17 protein-coding genes and 2 pseudogenes are annotated in these 20,415 nt (G+C 41.6%); 14 read left to right on the forward strand and 5 right to left on the reverse strand.

Annotated features, from left to right (window positions below):
- Positions 1 to 369: 369 nt before the first annotated feature.
- The 6 genes from HLH16_RS14290 (at position 370) to HLH16_RS14315 (ending at position 5,426) form a co-directional block, all read left to right on the forward strand.
- On the forward strand, positions 370 to 822 hold the full coding sequence (locus tag HLH16_RS14290; RefSeq protein WP_171529844.1) for a hypothetical protein: 453 nt from the start codon (positions 370 to 372) through the stop codon (positions 820 to 822).
- A 45-nt stretch (positions 823 to 867) separates the two neighbouring features.
- Entirely contained in the window at positions 868 to 2,766 is a 1,899-nt protein-coding gene (locus HLH16_RS14295) for a copper resistance system multicopper oxidase (protein ID WP_171529845.1), read from the forward strand.
- On the forward strand, positions 2,753 to 3,664 hold the full coding sequence (locus HLH16_RS14300) for a copper resistance protein B (RefSeq protein ID WP_171529846.1): 912 nt from the start codon (positions 2,753 to 2,755) through the stop codon (positions 3,662 to 3,664). Before HLH16_RS14295 ends, HLH16_RS14300 begins: the two co-directional genes overlap by 14 nt.
- A gap of 234 nt (positions 3,665 to 3,898) precedes the next feature.
- On the forward strand, positions 3,899 to 4,216 hold the full coding sequence (sugE, locus tag HLH16_RS14305; RefSeq protein ID WP_131291857.1) for a quaternary ammonium compound efflux SMR transporter SugE: 318 nt from the start codon (positions 3,899 to 3,901) through the stop codon (positions 4,214 to 4,216).
- A gap of 35 nt (positions 4,217 to 4,251) precedes the next feature.
- Complete coding sequence (locus HLH16_RS14310) at positions 4,252 to 4,734, forward strand: methylated-DNA--[protein]-cysteine S-methyltransferase (RefSeq protein WP_131291809.1); 483 nt, start codon at positions 4,252 to 4,254, stop codon at positions 4,732 to 4,734.
- Positions 4,735 to 4,769: 35 nt separating this feature from the next.
- On the forward strand, positions 4,770 to 5,426 hold the full coding sequence (locus HLH16_RS14315; RefSeq protein WP_131291807.1) for a nuclease-related domain-containing protein: 657 nt from the start codon (positions 4,770 to 4,772) through the stop codon (positions 5,424 to 5,426).
- Between the two features lie 35 nt (positions 5,427 to 5,461).
- Here HLH16_RS14315 and HLH16_RS14320 read toward each other — a convergent pair whose 3' ends face one another.
- A complete protein-coding gene (locus tag HLH16_RS14320; protein WP_213073374.1) occupies positions 5,462 to 6,397 on the reverse strand; it encodes a tRNA dihydrouridine synthase in 936 nt (311 codons plus the stop codon).
- 263 nt (positions 6,398 to 6,660) lie between these two features.
- Here HLH16_RS14320 and HLH16_RS14325 point away from each other — a divergent pair.
- Together HLH16_RS14325 and HLH16_RS15970 are read left to right on the forward strand one after the other, a co-directional pair.
- Positions 6,661 to 8,044: pseudogene (locus tag HLH16_RS14325) on the forward strand (PQQ-dependent sugar dehydrogenase).
- Positions 8,045 to 8,163: 119 nt separating this feature from the next.
- Positions 8,164 to 8,232 carry an IS3 family transposase gene (locus tag HLH16_RS15970; protein ID WP_171529859.1) on the forward strand — a complete coding sequence of 23 codons (69 nt, stop codon included), beginning with the start codon at positions 8,164 to 8,166 and terminating at the stop codon, positions 8,230 to 8,232.
- A gap of 483 nt (positions 8,233 to 8,715) precedes the next feature.
- On the opposite strand, the gene HLH16_RS14335 is transcribed toward HLH16_RS15970, so the two are convergent.
- Together HLH16_RS14335 and HLH16_RS14340 are read right to left on the reverse strand one after the other, a co-directional pair.
- Positions 8,716 to 9,117 carry a YkvA family protein gene (locus HLH16_RS14335; RefSeq protein ID WP_131289477.1) on the reverse strand — a complete coding sequence of 134 codons (402 nt, stop codon included), beginning with the start codon at positions 9,115 to 9,117 and terminating at the stop codon, positions 8,716 to 8,718.
- Positions 9,118 to 9,382: 265 nt separating this feature from the next.
- Positions 9,383 to 10,189 (reverse strand): cytochrome C assembly family protein, encoded by an 807-nt coding sequence (locus HLH16_RS14340; protein WP_131289469.1) that lies wholly within the window; start codon positions 10,187 to 10,189, stop codon positions 9,383 to 9,385.
- A 138-nt stretch (positions 10,190 to 10,327) separates the two neighbouring features.
- On the opposite strand from HLH16_RS14340, the gene ffh reads away from it, so the two are divergent.
- Together ffh and HLH16_RS14350 are read left to right on the forward strand one after the other, a co-directional pair.
- Positions 10,328 to 11,734, forward strand: coding sequence for a signal recognition particle protein (ffh, locus tag HLH16_RS14345; protein ID WP_131289467.1), 1,407 nt, complete (start codon positions 10,328 to 10,330; stop codon positions 11,732 to 11,734).
- 209 nt (positions 11,735 to 11,943) lie between these two features.
- Positions 11,944 to 12,519: pseudogene (locus tag HLH16_RS14350) on the forward strand (RBBP9/YdeN family alpha/beta hydrolase).
- Between the two features lie 127 nt (positions 12,520 to 12,646).
- Here HLH16_RS14350 and HLH16_RS14355 read toward each other — a convergent pair.
- Both HLH16_RS14355 and HLH16_RS14360 read right to left on the reverse strand, forming a co-directional pair.
- Positions 12,647 to 13,387 (reverse strand): type III pantothenate kinase, encoded by a 741-nt coding sequence (locus HLH16_RS14355; RefSeq protein ID WP_131289465.1) that lies wholly within the window; start codon positions 13,385 to 13,387, stop codon positions 12,647 to 12,649.
- A 9-nt stretch (positions 13,388 to 13,396) separates the two neighbouring features.
- Positions 13,397 to 14,155: a biotin--[acetyl-CoA-carboxylase] ligase gene (locus HLH16_RS14360; protein ID WP_131289463.1), complete on the reverse strand. Its 759-nt coding sequence runs from the start codon at positions 14,153 to 14,155 to the stop codon at positions 13,397 to 13,399.
- A gap of 30 nt (positions 14,156 to 14,185) precedes the next feature.
- Here HLH16_RS14360 and HLH16_RS14365 point away from each other — a divergent pair, with 30 nt between their 5' ends.
- The 4 genes from HLH16_RS14365 (at position 14,186) to HLH16_RS14380 (ending at position 20,402) form a co-directional block, all read left to right on the forward strand.
- Positions 14,186 to 14,995 (forward strand): sulfite exporter TauE/SafE family protein, encoded by an 810-nt coding sequence (locus tag HLH16_RS14365; protein WP_131289461.1) that lies wholly within the window; start codon positions 14,186 to 14,188, stop codon positions 14,993 to 14,995.
- A gap of 302 nt (positions 14,996 to 15,297) precedes the next feature.
- Positions 15,298 to 15,993: a GntR family transcriptional regulator gene (locus tag HLH16_RS14370; RefSeq protein ID WP_131289459.1), complete on the forward strand. Its 696-nt coding sequence runs from the start codon at positions 15,298 to 15,300 to the stop codon at positions 15,991 to 15,993.
- Between the two features lie 10 nt (positions 15,994 to 16,003).
- The gene (gene smc, locus HLH16_RS14375; protein ID WP_171529860.1) at positions 16,004 to 19,456 is read left to right on the forward strand and encodes a chromosome segregation protein SMC; all 3,453 of its coding nucleotides are present in this window, start codon (positions 16,004 to 16,006) and stop codon (positions 19,454 to 19,456) included.
- A 1-nt stretch (position 19,457) separates the two neighbouring features.
- Positions 19,458 to 20,402, forward strand: coding sequence for a cell division protein ZipA C-terminal FtsZ-binding domain-containing protein (locus HLH16_RS14380; RefSeq protein WP_131289457.1), 945 nt, complete (start codon positions 19,458 to 19,460; stop codon positions 20,400 to 20,402).
- Positions 20,403 to 20,415: the final 13 nt, after the last annotated feature.

Here is a 20,415-nt window from a genome sequence, read left to right on the forward strand (position 1 = left end):
TGAAATACGGTATTCTGATGTGACAAAACCTGAATCCTGGTCGTTAAAGTGTTTGTTTGCACTCATATTTTAACTGTTCGGACTCAGGTTTTTTTATTTAAATCAAACTATGGGACAGCAGTGCTCAATCGAGTCCTTTTTTAATGGATTAAGGTATTAAAAGATATGGTTGTTTATTAACCTATGCTTATAAATAAGCCTGTTTAAAAAATAACTTTATTGTTTTAATAGGCATAAAAAGAGCGAATGATGCATTGTTGAGTATAAATTTAAACAATTGTGTATAACTTTGTTCTTGGTTATGTTGTTAGATCTAAATCAAAGTAAAATGATTTATATTTTATTCTAGACGGGTTAAAGGATCATTCTTTGCTGACTTCATTACGCAAACAGGCTTGGTTTGTGTTCCTGATGGTTTTTGCCATCGGGTGGAGTAGTGTTGCCTTTGCATCCGTAAAACCTATGCATCAGCAAATGATGAATGAAGCGAATGTTGATTATCATCCCAATGCAGAAATAACGGCAATGTCTGGTTGCTATGATTCAGTGAGTGTTGAACCTCATATGCAACATTCTTCAGAACATGTAAAAGCAGCGCATGATCAAGATTGTCATCAGACCATGACGGATCAGCAACAGCATTTTAGCTGTAATGATTGCGTACACTTGCACTGTCAGAGTTTAACGGTCTGGCTGGATTCACAAATATCCGATTTAGTGCATTTAGAAGAAGCTCAAGAACATCTACAGCGCAATTTTGATTATTCAGCCCAGCATTTAACCGGCTTCTGGCAACAAATCTTACGTCCTCCTAAAGCTTAATTTTGATTTAAAAAACATTTTTATTTTTAAATTACAGGTTAAGTCATGTCGATTAAATTAACTCAAAGCCTCTTAGTCGGGGTGTGTTTAGTGTCATCATCGTGGGCATTTGCTGCGGTCAAAGAATATCATTTGAACATTGATGAACAGATGGTGAATATCACCGGAAAACCCTTAAAACGCATCACGGTCAATGGTCAGTTTCCAGCACCGCTTCTGGAATTTGAAGAGGGTGATGACGCCATCATTCATGTGCATAACAAGCTTAAAAATCAGGATTCTTCCATTCACTGGCATGGGGTATTGTTGCCGGGCTTAATGGATGGCGTACCGGGTTTTAACCAGTTCAAGGGCATTAAACCACAGACGGATTTTGTCTATCGTTTCAAGGTACGTCAAAACGGAACCTATTGGTATCACGCACACTCCAAAGGACAGGAACAGGATGGACTGTATGGCGCCCTAGTGATTTATCCTAAAGGGAAAAAGCCGGTAGCAGTGCACGAAAAAACCGATCGTGATTATGTGGTGATGCTGTCCGATTTTCATCCATCCGGCAGTGATCAAATCCAGAAGAACCTGAAAAAGTCAGCAGAGTACTATCAAAATCAGCGTGAAACTTTGTCGGATGTTTGGAAGCAGGTCAAACGTGATGGACTCAAAAGTATCTGGCAAGATCGTGGCATGTGGAATCAAATGCGCATGCTGAAAACCGATTTGTCTGATGTCACTGGTTATACCTTTCTGATCAATGGAAAAACCCCGGAACAAAATTGGACTGGCATGTTTAAGCCGAATGAAAAAGTCCGGTTACGTTTTATTAATGCTTCTGCCATGTCATTTTATGATGTCAGTATTCCCAACTTGAAAATGACTGTAGTCAGTGCTGACGGGCAGCCAGTTAAACCTGTGCCGGTCGATGAGTTTCGAATCGGTACTGCAGAAACTTATGATGTTGTAGTTGAGCCGAAAGCCAATCATTATCAAATTGAAGCCGAGTCGATCGACCGCAGCGGTTTTGCGATTGGTACCTTGCATAATGAAAATTCTCCAGTGATGCATGCGATTCATATGCCTAAACCACGTCCACGTGCCTTGCTGACGATGGAAGATATGGGACATGGTTCATCATCAAGTGATCATGCTGATATGAATCATGATCAGATGAATACCACTCGAGAAAGTGCTCATCCACAAAGTTCAAGTCAAATGAATCATCAAGCCACTGATCATTCAAAGATGGATCATTCCAAGATGAAACATGATTCAGCGACGATGGATTATTCGCAAATGAACCACACCAAGACGAATGACCATTCACAACATCAAGCAAAGTCTGATTCAGAACCACAACAGGGAATGAATCATTCTGCACATACCTCGGCGAAACCATCCTTAAATGAAAATACCCAAGTGGTTTATGGCTGGGCAAATGCCTCCACACCCGCAGGGCATAAGGCACTGCAATATAGCGATTTGGAATCATTAAACCCGCAACCGGATACTCGTCCGGCAGAACGCGAACTGGAAGTGCGTTTGGGAGGCAACATGGAGCGCTATATCTGGACCATCAACGGCAAGAAATTTACCGAAGTTGAACCGTTACAGGTCAAATATGGCGAACGTATCCGTTTGAAATTTATCAATGACAGCATGATGGCGCATCCGATGCATTTGCATGGCATGTTTATGCAACTGGAAAATGGGCAAACTAGCGCCAATATGCCGAATAAACACACCTTGATTGTGCCACCGGGTAAGACAGTCACTGCGCTGCTCACTGCAGATGAGTTGGGGGAATGGGCGATTCATTGCCATCTGCTGTATCACATGTCATCTGGGATGATGAGCAAACTGGTTGTAGCAAATGTAGATGGAAATCAAGCACCAACACCATCGACTTCAAGCCCAGCAAAGCAAGGAGACTCACATGCGCATCATTAATCTATTTGCTATAAGCACATTGAGTGCCTCATTACTGTTGTTGAGTGGACAGAGTTTTGCCCAGGATCAGCAGTATTCTATGCCGATGCCACAGCAGTCTGGACAATCTACTGAAGTGCATGATGATCATTCACAACATCAAACAGAGTCAGCAGTAGCAACGACTGCGGTTAAAGAAAAACTGATGCAACCGGTACAGCAGGAGCAATCCAGTTCAGATGAAGCGGATTCTGCTGCACATATCAAAGAGCATGGTGGCCAGATTTATCAGCAAACCACGGTTGAAAGTAAATGGCTGCGCAATAACGATGGCGAAGGTGTTTTAAAGTCGAAACTGGAAACCCGAATCGGCACAGATGAAAACAAGATTTTTATTAAAGTCCATGCAGATCGGGCTGAGTCACAGCAAGCCGAGTACGATGCCAAAGTATTGTACAGTCGCAATGTTGCCGATTTCTGGGATGTGCAGGCCGGTTTACGCTATCGGAATGACCAGAATCGTGAAGTGGATCAGGATCAAGTCGATGCCGTCATTGGGGTACATGGATTGGCGCCGTATTTCTTTGAAACCAATGCCTATTTATTTGTGGGGCAGGATCAACAAGTGTCATTCACGTTGGAAACTGAGCGTGATTTGCTATTGACCCAGAAACTGATTGTTAAACCTTATCTGGATTTGAATGTCATTTTCAGTGATGACTCAAACTATGCTAAAAAGTCGGGTTTGAATACCGCGCAACTGGGTCTGGAAACGCGATATGAAATAAATAAAAAGGTCATGCCTTTTGTCGATGTTGCATATGGCTATAACAAGGGGAATGAAGAAACCGCTTGGCAGAAACAATCATCTTCTGAAAATGAATGGCTCTATGGCGCAGGTATTCGTTTTAAATTTTAGATGAGTCTTGTGATCTAAAAAATACGATTGGTGAGCACCAGTCGTATTTTTATTTGGGCATTTTTAGCGCGATAAGTTGGTCAAAAAATGTAAAATTCGCACCAATTTAAAGCAATCATTTATATAATAATGCATTAAAGGAGGAACGACCTCCCTTGGTGCAATCTCATTGATATGCATACCAAGACAATTCGTCAGGACGACCTGACTCTGATCAAGTGGAGCATAGTCGTCATGGCTTGGCTGGTTTTAATTTTAGCGGGTCTTTTTGAAATTGTATGGGCCTATGCAATGAAACTTTCAGAAGGTTTCACACGTTTAACGCCCAGTATTATTACCTTGGTTTTCATGATCTTGAGTTTTGGCTTGTTGGCTTATGCCATGCGAACTTTGCCACTGGGTACAGCCTATACCATCTGGACCGGGATTGGCGCAGTCGGTTCGTTCTTGGTCGGAATCTTTATTTTAGGTGAGCCAGCGTCAGCAATGCGTATGCTGGCAGCCGTCCTGATTATTTCTGGATTAGTGTTGATGAAACTGTCATCATCATAAAATCTGGAGCATTTATTTCACTGCAGGAGAAGACAATGAAACTGGCTTTTATGGAAATGGCTTCTCCTGTCGGTACTTTAAAACTGGTCGCCCATGAAACGGCTTTAGTCGCGGTGCTTTGGGAAAATGAAAATCCCAAACGTGTCCGTTTAGCCGAATTGATCGAACAAACGCATCATCCAATTTTATTGGAAACCCAAAAGCAGTTAACTGAATATTTTGCAGGAAAAAGACAGCAATTTGATTTGCCTTTAGATTTTGAAGGCACCGAGTTTCAGCAAAAAGTCTGGCAAGCTTTGTTGACCATTCCATTTGGCGAAACCCGAAGTTACCGCGATATTGCCGAGCAGATTGGCAATGTGAAAGCAGTTCGTGCAGTAGGGGCGGCGAATGGCAAAAATCCAATTTCAATTATTGCACCGTGCCATCGCGTAGTGGGTGCAAACGGCAAACTGGTGGGTTTTGCCGGTGGACTGGAAAATAAAGATATTCTATTAAAACTAGAGAAAATTGATTAAATTATAAGATCTTATTAAAAATAAAGATCAATAAAATGTTGAGTCAGATATTTGCGCAACTTGGGTCGAGCTTTTGGTGGATCATTCTTGCTTTTGTCGTGATAGCGATCATCAAAGCCTTTAAGCCATTTATTAAAGGAAAAGTTGGGGAGTTCGCGGTAGCTTTACACGTTAAACTCTATTTGAAAGACCCTCAATATATTCTATTAAATGATTGTACTTTGCCAGATGAACAAGCGGGAACGACCCAAATCGATCATATTTTATTGAGTCCTTATGGCATCTTTATTATTGAAACCAAAAATTATAAAGGCTGGATTTTTGGTAGTGAACGCCAGAAAATGTGGACGCAGAAAATATTTAAAAACAGCTATAAATTTCAAAATCCGCTCCATCAAAATTATAAACACCAAAAAGTTTTAGAACAGGTACTCTCGGATATTATTACGCCTGAATATTTGCATTCAATCGTTGTATTTATGCCGGATTGCGAATTTAAAACAGAAATGCCAGCCAATGTATTTCGTGGTACGGCATGGGTGGATTATGTGAAAAACTTTAAAGAGGATGTCATCCCCGCGATGAAATTAAAACGGATTCAATTACGGATCGAAAAAGAAGTATTAGACAAGTCTTGGAAAACCAATCGAATACATGTGGAAAATTTAAAACAGCGTCAAGAACGTAGTTAAATAAAAAAGCCTTTGAACATTCAAAGGCTTTTTTATTAATGCTTTAAGACATTTAATTTTTCAATAATTTCAATCAAAGCTTTGATGCGTTTGACTTCATTCCACAATTCTTTTGCTTCAGGATAATGTTTAGACATCATGCCTAGCCACTGCTTATAGCGTCCCACCATATTGATTTCTTTTTTATAGGGTCCATTTAAGAAACGGATCTGTAAATCTAAAAGCTCATCCCAAGTAATGATGGGCTCATCGGTGTTTTTGCGGATACATTGCGTGATATCGGGTGTGGTCACAGCAGCTCGACCAATCATCAAGTCTTCACAACCAGATTCCAAGCGGCATTGTTTAGCATCAGCATTGGTCCAAATTTCACCATTGGCGATGACATTAATGTTCAGTGCTTCACGAATCGGTTGTAACTGATCCCAAAATGCAGGTGGAGTATAGCCTTCAGCTTTGGTTCGGGCATGGACGGTAACCCAAGCTGCACCGGCATCTTCAATGGCGTGGGCATTTTCCAGGGTAAAGTTACGGTCCATATAGCCTAGACGCATTTTGGCAGATACCGGAATATGACTGGGCACGGCATCACGCACGGCTTTGACCAACATGTGTACCACTTCCGGTTCATCTAGCAGCACTGAGCCGCCACGATGCCGGTTTACCGTTTTTGCAGGACAACCAAAGTTCATATCAATGGCAGGGGCGCCCAGTTCCACCGCACGAATGGCATTCGCAGCCAGCATTTCAGGATTATTTCCTAAAAACTGGACATGTACCGGTGTTCCAGCTGCAGTTTTTCCATCATTCAGTAATTCAGGACAGTAATTATGATAGACATGGTCGGGCAGGACAGAGTCGGTTACACGAATGAACTCGGTTACACACCAGTCAAAGCTGCCGACATGCGTCAATACATCACGCATAATAGGATCGGTTAAGCCTTCCATGGGCGCAAGAACAAGTTTCAAAGTGTCAGACCTGTATAAAGAAAAACAGGGTTATACGTTTTTTTAGAGGGGATGTCTAGCTTAGGCCTTAAATTGAAACTATCTACTCTGGCGATTTAAGGATTTATTTTTGGGATAAGAGATTTATGTTAAATGAAATATTAATAATAAAACTCAAAAACATCATCATTGGTTATTATTTTTTACTAAAAGACTCAAGCAAGTTTGAGATTTATAGGTGACAGTAAGGTAGGGCTATTGCAATAAAAATAAGGAGAGAAAAGATGTCTGCTCGATTTTTACTGCCCATTTTACTTCCCATAGCGGGCTCTGCCATCTTATTGGCAGTAACAGGATGTGCGTCACCCTCGAAGTCCCAAATTACAGACAGCTATGGTCCCCAACCTCATCTGCCTGAACCCAAATCCAGTTTGTTCCCTACGGTGAATATTGCCCCGGCTAAAGGCTGGCCTGCAGGGACTATGCCAACAGCTGCTGCGGGTTTAAAAGTACAAGCATTTGCAAAAGAACTTCAGCATCCGCGTTGGTTGTATGTGTTGCCTAATGGGGATGTGCTGGTGGCTGAAACCGATGCCCCCCCCTAAGCCAGATGACAGCAAGGGCATTAAAGGCAAAATCATGAAACTGGTGATGAAGCGTGCAGGATCATCACATCCAAGTGCCAATCGCATTAGCTTGCTCCGTGATAGCAATGGCGATGGGGTGGCTGACCAAAAAACCGTATTTTTACAAAATCTCAATTCTCCATTTGGCATGGCACTGGTCGGCAATACGCTGTATGTGGCCAATACCGACTCCCTCATGCGCTTTCCTTACCAAACTGGTGCTACTCAAATTACTTCAAGCGGCGCCAAAGTACTGGATTTACCAGGTGGCACTTTAAACCACCACTGGACCAAAAATGTGATTGCCAACCCTACGGGCACAAAACTCTATATTACGGTGGGTTCAAACAGTAACGTGGCTGAAAATGGATTAGATCAAGAAGCGGGTCGCGCACTGATTATGGAATTTGATATTGCAAGTAGCAAAGCACGCCAATTTGCGACCGGCCTCCGTAACCCAAATGGGATGGACTGGCAGCCGCAGAGTGGCACGCTATGGACGGTGGTGAATGAGCGCGATGAAATTGGCAATGACTTGGTGCCTGATTACTTGACCTCAGTCAAAGACGGGGTTTTTTATGGCTGGCCCTATAGTTATTATGGTCAACATGTAGACACCCGGGTGAAACCGCAAAACCCTGAGCTGGTCGCTCGCGCGATTCCACCTGATTATGCATTGGGTAACCATACGGCATCATTAGGTTTGACATTTTATACTGCCGAACTAATGCTACAATACCGCGGTGGTGCATTGATTGGTCAGCATGGCTCATGGAATCGTAAACCCCATAGCGGTTACAAAGTTATTTTTGTGCCGTTTAAAAATGGACAACCTTCTGGTCAACCACAAGATGTATTGACTGGCTTTTTAAGTGATCAAGGTGATGCGTTTGGGCGGCCTGTGGGTGTAGCAGTTGATTCCTCAGGTGCTATTTTGGTCGCTGATGATGTAGGGAATATGATTTGGCGCGTATCACCAGTTGCTGCAGCAACTGATAACCGTCTAATGAATAAGGCAATAAACACGGCTTCAGCCAACTAGCCGTCAGTGAGTTCACAACCTATTGAAGGAAAAGCGGCTCATAATCAGCAGTTAAATAGTAAATAATTGATTTTTAGAAGCTCAATATTTGATCTAAGCTTAAAGCAGTATCTTGCTGCTTGAATTGGGTTAGATTAAAAGGACTGACCCCTGTTGAATACAGAAATCAGTCCTTAAAAACCGCCTAACTTACTGTCTAACTTTTGGGGGTCAGATCATCCTGTTGGGGTTTTTCGTATTGGTTCACTTGGTATAACTCCTGTCGTACCTGCCCATCCTTGTGCGATCTTTCTTATTCTTGTTATTTGGAACATCCTGTTCTCTATGTCCCCATCATAGGAAATTGCAGTCAGGTCGTATAGGCGCAAAGAGCCGGAATTGTTGTGAGCATATGCGTACAAAGCTGGCTAAAAACTATCCCAGTTTTATTCGCAAAAATTGAATATAGTTTTTGTGCTGAGAGCATCGGGAACATTAAAAAAGTGATCATTTTTTTTTGGTAAAAGACTTTATTTTAAATTTAAAAAAAACGACTTGTTTGCAAGCCGGGATTCTGCTGATATTTTGTATTTTAGTTTAACTTGCTGATATTGCATTATTATTTCAATTGTATTTCGTATAAATGACATTCTATTAAATGGGTGGAAGGATTAGGAAATTTTTAGAGAATTTCACTCTTTAAAAATAGGTAGCATAGAGAGCGGATAATTCATGAAATACAAGGCCAGATATCCCAAAAATACAAGCCAGATCAAGATAATGATTCCTGCTGCCCAACGGTTTACCGGTCTCTCGACGAGTGTAGCAGCGAGAACTCTACAATCATCTATAATGTTTTGTGGAGTAAGTTTAATAACCAGCAAAAGACCTAAAGGGACAAAAATAATATCGTCTAAATATCCAAGGATGGGAATAAAATCTGGAATTAAATCAATGGGTGATAAGGCATACGCAGCAATAATTAGAGCTAAGAGCTTTATAAAATTGGGTGTTCGCTTATCTTTTGCAATAAGCCAAACAACCAAGATATCTTTCTTGAGTGATTTAGCCCATTGTTTGATTCTTTGATACATCGTGGATATTAAAAAAGTCATCGAGATTTAATTATCATTGGGTTTTCTTAAATTAATATAAATTTTTACTCTCCTATTCAGAATTTCTCAAATTAATAGAATATGAGTTATGATAAATACTATTATTATTTATTTAAAATCAATGCTTTAGATTTTATTAAAAAGCCCAGTCTTACTGATCGGGCTTTTTTAATGATTTATCATATTTCGCACGGACTATCTGCTTATTGTTCCGTGTCTGGGATTAAGCAAATGAAAAAGGTGCTTATTTTCCTAAAATCATTTCCAGTACAAACTTGGAACCAATAAAACCAATCGCCAGCAGCATAAAACCAATCAAGGTAAAGCGAATGGCTTTTTGACCACGCCAGCCAAGTTTGTAATGACCAATCAGCAGCGAGCCATAAACAAACCAGGAAATAATACTAAAGGCAGTTTTATGCGCTAAGTGCTGGGCGAAGAAGTCCTCAATGGTGAAGAAACCAAAACCGAGCGCCAAAGTCAGTAGCATAAAACCAGTAATGATTAAATCAAACAGCAAAGATTCCATGGCTTGGAATGATGGGAGTAGGTTGACCCAAATTCTTTTTTGCTTGTTTTTTAATTCACGATTTTGGAACCACAGAATCACCGCTTGTATGGTGGCCATCAGTAGAACCGCATAGGCCGATAAAGACAAAATAATATGAATGTCCAAGCCTAAAGAGTGTGCTTCAATCACCTGATTTGATTTACTTAAGGCAAAACCTAAAATCAGGCCGATCGCAGCAACAGGAACACCCAGTAAATTGAGCGCCAAAATGGGGCGGTAAGTACTAAAGATTAAACTCAACAATAACATCAGACCCGATGTAAATGACAGTAACAGAAATACGTCATAATTTACACCTAAGGGTGTCACCATATCGTTATATAAAACAACAGTATGTAGCAATACCCCTAAACCGAGTACAAGCCCTATAAACCAATGGTTCGGATCACGCTTTGACATTAAGTGAATAAACAAATACCAGAAAGATGTGGTATAAGAAATTAATGCTAAGATCGTGTAAACCAAGGGGAGACTGATCATGTCAAACCTTTTTCAGGATGTTGAATATTCATTTATATAAATTCTACGTGAACTACAGTATCCTATAGCATCTTATGCATAAATTTTCTATTTTAAGAAAGATTTTTTTGCAACTGGCAATTTTAAGCGGATTTTGCAATGTTTGATACCTTAACAGAACGACTCACGCAGAGTTTAAGAAATGTTACTGGCTCAGGGCAGCTAACCGAAGACAATATTAAAGATACGTTACGTGAAGTACGTATGGCACTTCTTGAAGCCGATGTTGCGTTACCTGTAACTCGTGAATTCATCGCGAAAGTTAAGGAAGAGGCATTGGGCCAAGAAGTGATGACTCAGTTATCACCGGGCCAAGCATTCGTAAAAATCGTCCATGACGAACTGACAAAAATGATGGGCGAGGCCAATGAAAGCCTCGACCTCGCAGCAAAACCACCCGTGGTGATACTGCTTGCAGGTTTGCAAGGTGCGGGTAAAACCACCACTGCTGCAAAACTTGCACGTTTCTTACAAGAACGCCAAAAGAAAAAAGTAGCCATGGTTTCTGCTGACGTTTACCGTCCAGCAGCAATCAAACAGCTACAAACGGTTGCAGGCGAAGTAGGCGCAATTTTCTTTGAATCGAGCGCTGACGAAAACCCAATTACCATTGCCAATCGTGCCATTGAGCAAGCAAAAATCCAGTTTGCTGATGTCCTGATTGTCGATACCGCAGGTCGTTTACATGTCGATGACGACATGATGGACGAAATTAAAGCGCTTCACGCAGCCATTAAGCCAACTGAAACCCTATTTGTGGTTGATGCCATGACCGGTCAGGATGCGGCGAATACTGCAAAAGCCTTTAATGATGCATTGCCTTTAACCGGTGTGATCCTGACCAAAACGGATGGCGATGCACGCGGTGGTGCGGCACTTTCGGTTCGCGCCATTACGGGTAAACCAATCAAATTCCTGGGTATGGGTGAAAAACTCGATGCCCTAGAGCCATTCCATCCTGAGCGTATTGCACAACGTATCTTGGGTATGGGTGACGTGCTTTCTTTGGTCGAAGAAGTTGAACGCAAGATCGACAAAGAAAAAGCCGAAAAAATGGCGAAAAAATTGCAAAAAGGCGGTAGCTTCAACTTTGAAGATATGCTGATGCAATTTGAGCAAATGAATAAAATGGGCGGCATGATGGGCTTCTTGGACAAGTTGCCTGGCATGAGCAATTCAGGGATTCAAGATGCGATTGCGCAAGCGAACCCTGAAAAGCAAGTGAAAAAAATGGAAGCGATTATCCAGTCGATGACCATTAAAGAACGCCGTAATCCAGACCTGATGAACCCGAGCCGTAAAAAACGTATTGCAGCGGGTTGTGGTATGGAAGTTGTTGAAGTCAATAAACTGATTAAACAACATGCGCAAATGGCGAAAATGATGAAGAAATTTGCCAATCCGTCAGGCATGGCAAAAATGATGAAATCATTGAGTGGTATGCAAAATAAATTCGGCGGTGGTGGCGGTATGGGACCATTGTTCGGTGGAAACGACAAGAAGTAAGATTATATTTTTTCGTAAAAAAAGGCGCTCTATGCGCCTTTTTTGTTTTTATCAGATCATTTAGGAATTTTAAAACTTAGAAATAATTTTTTGTGAAGTTGTAGGTTAAATAAAATTAAAATGAGAAATACAAAACAACTCTACCTATTGTTATGAAATGAGATAAAAATGAAACCATAATAAAATTGTCCATAACAAGAAGAAAAGATATGTCAGCATTACAAAATCAAAAGAAAGTTTATATCGTGCATGGTGATCAGGAATCACAGAATGATCACTGGTTTCCATGGCTCAGCCAACAGGTTCAACATTCAGGTCATCTTGCAAGACGTCTGATACTACCCGATGCAAACGCGCCTAATTTTCAAATATGGCAACAATCGTTGCAGATGCAAATGCCAAAATTAGATCCAGAAAGTATTATTGTTGCGCATAGTCTGGGCTGTCTTGCGAGCTTGCATTTTTTAACTCAGGCACTCAGCCAGACTCAAATTAAAGGGCTGATTTTGGTTGCCGGTTTTAAAGATAAATTAACTGCATTGCCCGAATTGGACGGTTTTATTCGGCAGGCAAAATTAGACATGGCCATTTTGCAAAAATAGATTGCGACCCGGTTTTTACTGTTTTCCTGCAATGATCCTTATGTGTCTCCACCTAAAGCTGTCCTGTTAGGGCACTTTATTAATGCCCAAATGCAAGAGGTGAAGCATGCGGGGCATTTTATGCGAAGCGATGGTTTTGAAGAATTTAAACAAGTTTGGGATATTCTGAAACCTTTGCTATAGCTAAATTTCAAATAAATTGGCACAGTAATCTTTAAACAATAGATCAATATCTTTAACCCTGTCAGTGACATTTTATTGATTCAGAAGGATGTATGGAACTGCCAGAGGTCTGGCAGACAATTCAACCTTATCTCATTTCAGCATAATACTGAATATAGCGCTGTAGACCTTTCAACAATAAATCGGTTTCTATAATCGGATGGTATTGTTGTAAAAAATTGGCGAATAAAGGCGCGTCACCGCCTGTTAAAATCAGTTGTCGAGGTGATTGCTCTAGCACCTTTTCAATGCTACTCACCAGCCCTAATAAAATGCCATGATGTACCGCATCTATGGTATTGCGTCCCGGTGTCAATGCATCAAAGGCTGCATCAGGAATCTTAATGCCCTTGGTGTTTTGAATCAGGGAATCTCGCTGTAAATACAGGTTCGGTAAAATATAACCGCCCAAATGCTGTAAGCCATCCACAAGATCAATGGTCAAAGCCGTCCCGCAGCTAATCACACAATAATTTTGCTCTGGATCACGTGCGACAGCCAAAACCTGTAACCAGCGATCAATACCGAGTTGGCTGGTATTATCATAACCACAACTTAAACCGGCATATTCAGCCTGCACTTGAGCAAACACCACTCGAATACCAAGACTTTTTAAGATGTATTGAATACGGTCGTTGTTTTTCTTGTCTTGTACCGAAGAGACACCCACATTATTCAGGTTCAAACTTTTAAAGTGCTGAATCAGACCTAAAAGTAGATCGGCAGGCGACTGTAGATGCATTTCTGCAGTATGTTCGATGACTTGATTATTATCGGTAATCCAATATTTTAGACGGGTATTCCCAATATCTAACCATAAATTCTTCATTGCATTTCTCTAAAGAGAGGTTTCTAAGCGGCGTAAGCGCCCTTGATAAAATTGTTTTAAGCCTTCGCTGGTTTCAATGTTGACCGCACCATCATCCTGAATCCCTAAAAAGGTACCTGAACATAGCCCCGAATGATGCTCAAATTCAACCGCCTGATTTTTGAAAGCCGCATAGTGATTGAAACGGGCAGCAAGGTTATAACAATGATGATCAAACCATTCACTGGCCTGTTGAATCGCCATATATAACTCTGCAACAAGCTGAATACGAGAAATATGGGTCAAGCCCAATTCACTGAGTGAAGTTGCATGTTGGTCAATATTTTCTTTGGGAATGGGTTCAAGATTGATCCCTACACCGACAATCACCTGATGCGGGGAAAGCGGTTCAACCAGAATTCCGCCCCATTTGCCCTGGGTGCTATAAAGATCATTCGGCCATTTCACTTGTAAATCCAAGTTCTTCAGACTCGGCATTTGTAAAATATTTAATGCAATTTCAAGGGCAAGCCGACCATCAATGGGTGTTCGCGTATTCAGCAATGTGCTTAAATAGATGTTCCCTTCAGGGGAGACCCATTGTCGTTGACGTTGTCCACGACCTTGAGTTTGTCTGGTACTACAGACTAAAACGTTCTGAACGCCTTTGAGTGCAATTTCCCGTACATCATCATTGGTTGAAGTCGTGACTGGTTTCAGTATTAAAACTTCAGGGAGCTGATGAGCTTCGTCGAGGATTTTTTGCAGTTGTCGAGTCTCTAAATCCATTTAAATCTAAGCAACAGTGGAATGTGAATAATGGAGTTAATCATATATTTATTGATTGGTGCAATGGCTGGTTTTGCCGCTGGACTGTTTGGTGTCGGTGGCGGCCTGATTATTGTGCCAATTTTATATATTGTGTTCACGCAGCTGCAGTATGATCCTTCAGTCATTATGCATTTGGCCGTCGGTACCTCATTGGCGACCATTATTGTGACCTCAATAAGCTCTGTCTCAGCGCATCATAAACGCGGTGCGGTAATGTGGAATGTATTCCGTAATTTAGCTCCAGGTCTGGCTTTAGGCTCATTTTTAGGTGCTGGTATTGCTGACTATATGTCGGGTCAAGGCTTACAGTTACTGATTGGATTCTTTGCGGTCTGGGTCGCATATGGCATGTTTAACGGTGCAAGTAAACCCGTTGATCCGTCGCATCATTTACCGTCTAAAGGCATGCAACTGCTTGCAGGTGGAGGCATCGGGATTGCATCGGCTATTTTCGGCATCGGTGGGGGCAGTCTTACCGTCCCGTATTTAATCCGTCATGGTGTGGTGATCCAAAAAGCGGTAGCAACCTCTGCAGCAGGTGGCTTACCCATTGCGATTGCCGGGGCACTAGGTTTTATGTGGTTTGGCTCGAATACCTCGGTTGAAGTACCGCATAGTATTGGTTATGTGCATATTTATGCCTTTATCGGCATTAGTGTAATGAGCTTCATTACTGCAAAACTTGGGGCAAAAGTGGCGCATAAGTTGTCTCCAGCGATGCTGAAAAGATGTTTTGCCTGCCTTTTAACTACGGTAGGTATATATTTTATCTATCAGGGTTTTTCGACTTATTTCTAATTTTTTAAAATAAGTGATCAAAACAGATTTTAAAGGTGCGCTACGGTTAAACTGTTCGCATCTTTTTATATTTAAATATAAAAATAAAATGATTATTGATGTAATGTAAGGTTAATCAATAGATAAGATTGAATGTTTAATCCAGTTGAGCCATGTTAAAAAAATTAAATTGGCCTTAAAGACTTAATAATTGTCTGACAATGTCATTTTTTAAATTGATTAAACGCAGTAAAAATAACAGGGTCAATCTAGACGTGTGAAAATTTTTCGATTGCATCTTATAAAAACAAGATAGGACGAGTATGCAACAACAGGAAAAAGACAGTTTGTCCGAACAAATTGCGAAGCATATTAGTGAGCAAATTATTCGTGGTGAATTGGTTGAAGGTGAACGCATTCAAGAGTTGCGGATTTCGGCTGAACTCGATGTCAGTCGTGGCTCCGTGCGTGAAGCATTATTGCTGTTGGAACGCACGCAACTGATTGAAATTTACCCGCGCCGTGGTGCAGTTGTGTCAGAAATGTCTGCGCAACAAGTTCGTGCTTTATTTGATATGAGCGCGTTGCTATTGGGACAAATTGTGCATCGGGTGGCGGAAACCTGGCGCAGCCATGAAGCTGAAAGAATTCAGGCATTATTGCAGCAATTGCATGAAGAGACACGTCAGGGACATACTGAAAAATTCTATGATTTAATCTTTCAAGGTATGGCGCGTCAGCACGAAATGGTAAGCAATCCTTATTTGATGAAGTTCTATCGAGAGCTGTTACCCTCAATGCGCCGCAGCTATTTTTTAACCTTAAATATCTCTCGTCGCGAGCTAGAGGAATCATTTGAACTGTTTAAATTGGTGACTGATGCAGTTTTGATCCGAAAATCACAACAAGCTACTTTATTTATGGATGATTTTTGTCGACACTTGCGCAACCTTGTGTTGGAATCTCTAACACGGATGAAACAAATCGAACTTGCATGGGCAAGACGTTCACGACGTTGATCAGGACATTATGCGTTTAAGCAGCTTAAAACTTTCCGGCTTTAAATCTTTTGCCGATAGTACGACTTTACATTTCAAGGCGAATCGTACCGCTGTTGTTGGGCCAAATGGTTGTGGTAAATCTAATGTGATTGATGCCATCCGTTGGGTGATGGGGGAATCAAGTGCACGCCAACTGCGTGGTGGCAGCATGCAAGATGTCATTTTTACCGGTACGGCTAAACGTAAACCTGTAGGCGTAGCCAGTGTTGAACTGCGTTTTGACAATACCTATGGCAAGCTCGGTGGTGCATACAATGCCTATAATGAATTGGCGGTGCGTCGTCAGGTCAACCGTGATGGCAAGTCTGAATATTTCTTAAATGGTACCAAGTGCCGTCGTCGTGATATCACCGATATTTTCTTGGGCACTGGTCTTGGGCCACGTTCATACGCGATTATTGAACAGGGCATGATTAACCGTCTGGTCGATGCCAAACCTGAAGAAATGCGGGTGTATATTGAAGAAGCTGCGGGTGTTTCGCGTTATCAGGCACGTCGTCGTGAAACCTTGTTGCATCTCGATCACACCACACAAAATTTATCGCGGCTTGAAGATATTGCTTCAGAGCTGAAGTCACAGCTGAAAACCCTGAAACGTCAGTCTGAAAGCGCGATTCAATATAAAGAACTGGAAACCCAGATTCGCACCATCAAAGTTGAAGTGTTGTCTTTTCAATGTGAACAAAGTAGCCGCTTGCAGCAAGAATATACCCTGCAAATGAATGAGTTGGGCGATACTTTTAAGCTGGTTCGTTCGGAATTAAGCACTCTGGAACATGATTTAACGGCGACCAGTGAACTGTTCCAGCGCCTGATTCAGCAGTCCACACCACTGCAAAATGAGTGGCAACAGGCTGAGAAAAAACTGTCTGAATTGAAAATGACCCTGGAACAGAAACAGTCTTTGTTCCAGAAAAATAGTTCGACTTTAACTCAGCTCGAACAACAAAAGCTACAAACCAAAGAACGACTACAATTAATTGAATTGCAAATCGAAACTTTGCAATCGCAACATGAACAGCAGGCAGAGCAATTACAACAGCAAGAAAGTCAGAACCAAGACCAGAGCCAAAGTTTTGCTGATTTAAAGGCACAGCAGCAGCAAGTGCAGCAACAGTTTGAACTGGTCAAAACCCAAGTTGAGAAGCAGCAACAGCAAAAAATGCAGATGCTGGCGCAAAGTGAGCAGTTGGCGAAAAATATTGCCCGGATCGAACAGCAAAAGCAGACTCTGCAACAGCAAACAGCACAGCTTCAACACCAAGATCAGCAAGATGATATTGCACAGCTTGAAAGTGAAAAATCTCAGCTTGGTCAGCAGATTGAGCAATTAGAACAAGCGACTCAAACCCAGAAACAAACATTAGAGTCAGTGCAAGCGCAGTATGCACAGCAGAAAAATGATGTTTCAAGTTTGAAATCTGCGATTCAGGTGTTGCAATCAGAACAGAAAAATCTCAATCAGTTGCTGATTAAGAATAGTCCGAAAGTTCAGAATAATGCTGTGCAGTTGATGCAAGTATTGAAGCTGAAAGATCAGGCCAAAGCACATGCCAATCTGATTGAAAAGTTTTTGGCAAAATGGCTTTCTGCACAGGTATTAGATGCGGATGCTGATTTCGCTGAAAGTATTGCCCGTCAGTTGAAAAGCAATAGTTCGCAAGATCACATTCAATTGGCTGGGTTGCCTTGTTTGGCTGACTGGATTGAGTCGCCACAACATTCCATTTGGCAGCAGGTTGCGGTTGCGGACAGTCTCAAACAGGCCTTGTCTTTACAATCACAATTAAGCATCGGTCAGTCCATCTTAAGTCTGGATGGCTATCATGTGGGTGCGGATTGGGTGATTGGTTTATTTTATGATGAGGCAAGCCAAGCCGGGCAAGGGGCACTCAGCCATCGTATCCGTTTAGATGAAATTGAAACGGCACTTGCACAGCAGTTGCCGCAGCTTGAAGCTGCGGAACAACAATTGCCGGAAATCTTCCAACAGATTCAAACGCTGCAAAAAAACATTCAAGATCAGCAAGACCAGTTAAAGCAACAGCAAAAGGCCTTGCAACAGCTTGATGTCAATATTGCGAAAGTACAAAGTACGGCTCAGGCATTTTCAGTACAGAAACAACAATTGCAAAATCAGTTACAGCAACTCGATGCGCAGCTTGAAGAAGATGCCATGCAAAAAGATGATCTGGAAATTGATTTGCATGCCTTGAATTTAAAACTTGAGCAGGCTTTACCGAATTATAAGACTCTGCAATTTCAGGTTGAAGAACTCACCGAACAGCTGGAAAATAACCAGCACACGTGGCAGCAAGCGCAACAGGAATTGGAGCTGCTACGTCGTCAGGCTACACAAACTGGGCAACAAGTTGAATTGCTGGAAAAAGATGCTTCCTTCTCAAAAGCACAATATCAGCAGATTATTGCGCAAATGGAACAGGCGAAAAAATTTGTCGATCCGGTCCAGCTAGAACTGCCAGCACTTGAATCACAATTTAATCAACAATCACAAGTCACAGAGAAGTTGCAAAAGACCTGGAATGAATGGCAAGTTGAACTGAATAATATTCAAGAAAAACAGCAACAGTTGACCGAACAACGTCATCAGCATCAACAGCAGGACGAGAAATTACGCGGTCAACTGGAAGAAAAGCGTCTGGCCTGGCAAGTGGCCAAATCGGATTTTCAACATTATTCAGAACAACTGAATGCATTGAATAGTGAAGTCATTAGCGGTTTAAATATTGACCTGGTTTCACATCAACAACAACTGGAAAAAGCCCAACAACGCTTTGAAAAATTGGGTGCAGTTAATTTGGCTGCTTCTGAAGAATACGAAGAAGTATCCAAGCGCTTTGAAGAGCTGAGCCATCAAATTGAAGACTTGGAAAAAACGGTTGATCAATTACAAGGGGCCATGAAAAGTATTGATCAGGAAACCCGCAAGTTGTTTATGACCACCTTTGATCAGGTCAATCTCGAGCTACAGGATTTGTTCCCTAAAGTATTTAATGGTGGAGAAGCGAGTTTAAGTCTTGAAGATGACTGGCAATCGGGTGTAAAACTAATGGCTCGACCACCGGGTAAACGTAATAGCTCTTTGGCACTCTTGTCTGGTGGTGAAAAAGCGTTAACAGCATTGGCATTGGTGTTTGCAATCTTCCGTTTAAATCCGGCACCGTTCTGTGTTCTGGATGAGGTAGATGCCCCTTTGGATGATGCAAACGTGGGACGGTTTTGTAATTTGGTAAAAGAACTTTCTGAACAAGTTCAATTCATTTACATTACCCATAATAAAGTTGCAATGACGATGGCAACCGATTTGTTAGGTGTTACCATGCCAGAACCTGGTACATCAAAATTAGTCACTGTCGATTTGGAACAGGCAAAAGAATACGGTTTAGTCGCGGAGTCATAGTATGGAAATCACCACCGTCGTTGGTATTATTATCGCCGTTATCATTATGTTATTCGGTTTAAGAATACTTTTTAAAAAACCTGCTAATGCAGCACCTTCATTAGATTCAGAACTTCATGTAGACACAGATAGCCAGCAACCCGTGATTCCTCGCCATGTCCGTGATCAATTACAAAGTGCCAATGAGCCATCAAGTATAGAACGTGTTGAACCCAAGTTAGCGGAATCGGCTGTTGAGCTGGCTCAAGATGCAAAAAAAGCAGAAACAAAATCTGAAAATGCTGAAGTTAAAGCGCCAGTAGTCGCTGCAGCAGAAACAACCAATCAAGTTGAATCAAAAACAGATGCTGTAAAAGAGCAAACGATTCAAGCTGAACAAACGGTAACAAAAGATTCAGCAGAACATAGCGTAAATGCGAATATCGAAAAAGCTGAAATTTCAGAGTTTGAAGATGAAAGCAGTATTTTGGATGAACATTTGCATGAACAGCAACGCGTTGATGAAGAAAGTGCCTTATCAACTGCGGTTGAGTTTATTGCGTTAAATGTTTACCCGGAACGCCGCGTACTTTCAGGTGAAAAAACTTTAAAAGTATTGCTTAAGTATGGTCTACGTTTTGGTGAAATGGCGTGTTTCCATCGCTACAATCAAGACGACAGCAAATTACTGTTTTCAGTCTTGCAAATTACCGATGAAGGTGCAGCCGGTTTTGACCTTGAAACCTTGTCCACTGAACAAGTGAAAGGTTTGGCATTCTTCCTGGCCTTGCCACATAGTGATGTGCAAAATGCCTTTGATACCATGGACAGTCTTTCACGTCTGATTGCGCGTGAAATTGATGGCACCGTCTATGATCAGAACAATCAGGAATTCACACCTCAGTTGCGTGAGCAATGGCGTCATCATGCAATCGACTATCGTGCAGGACAAACTGTAGAAGTTTAGTTTGAAACTGACG

It is taken from the genome of Acinetobacter sp. ANC 5378, assembly GCF_013004315.1.
In the GTDB taxonomy this organism is placed as follows: Bacteria; Pseudomonadota; Gammaproteobacteria; order Pseudomonadales; family Moraxellaceae; genus Acinetobacter.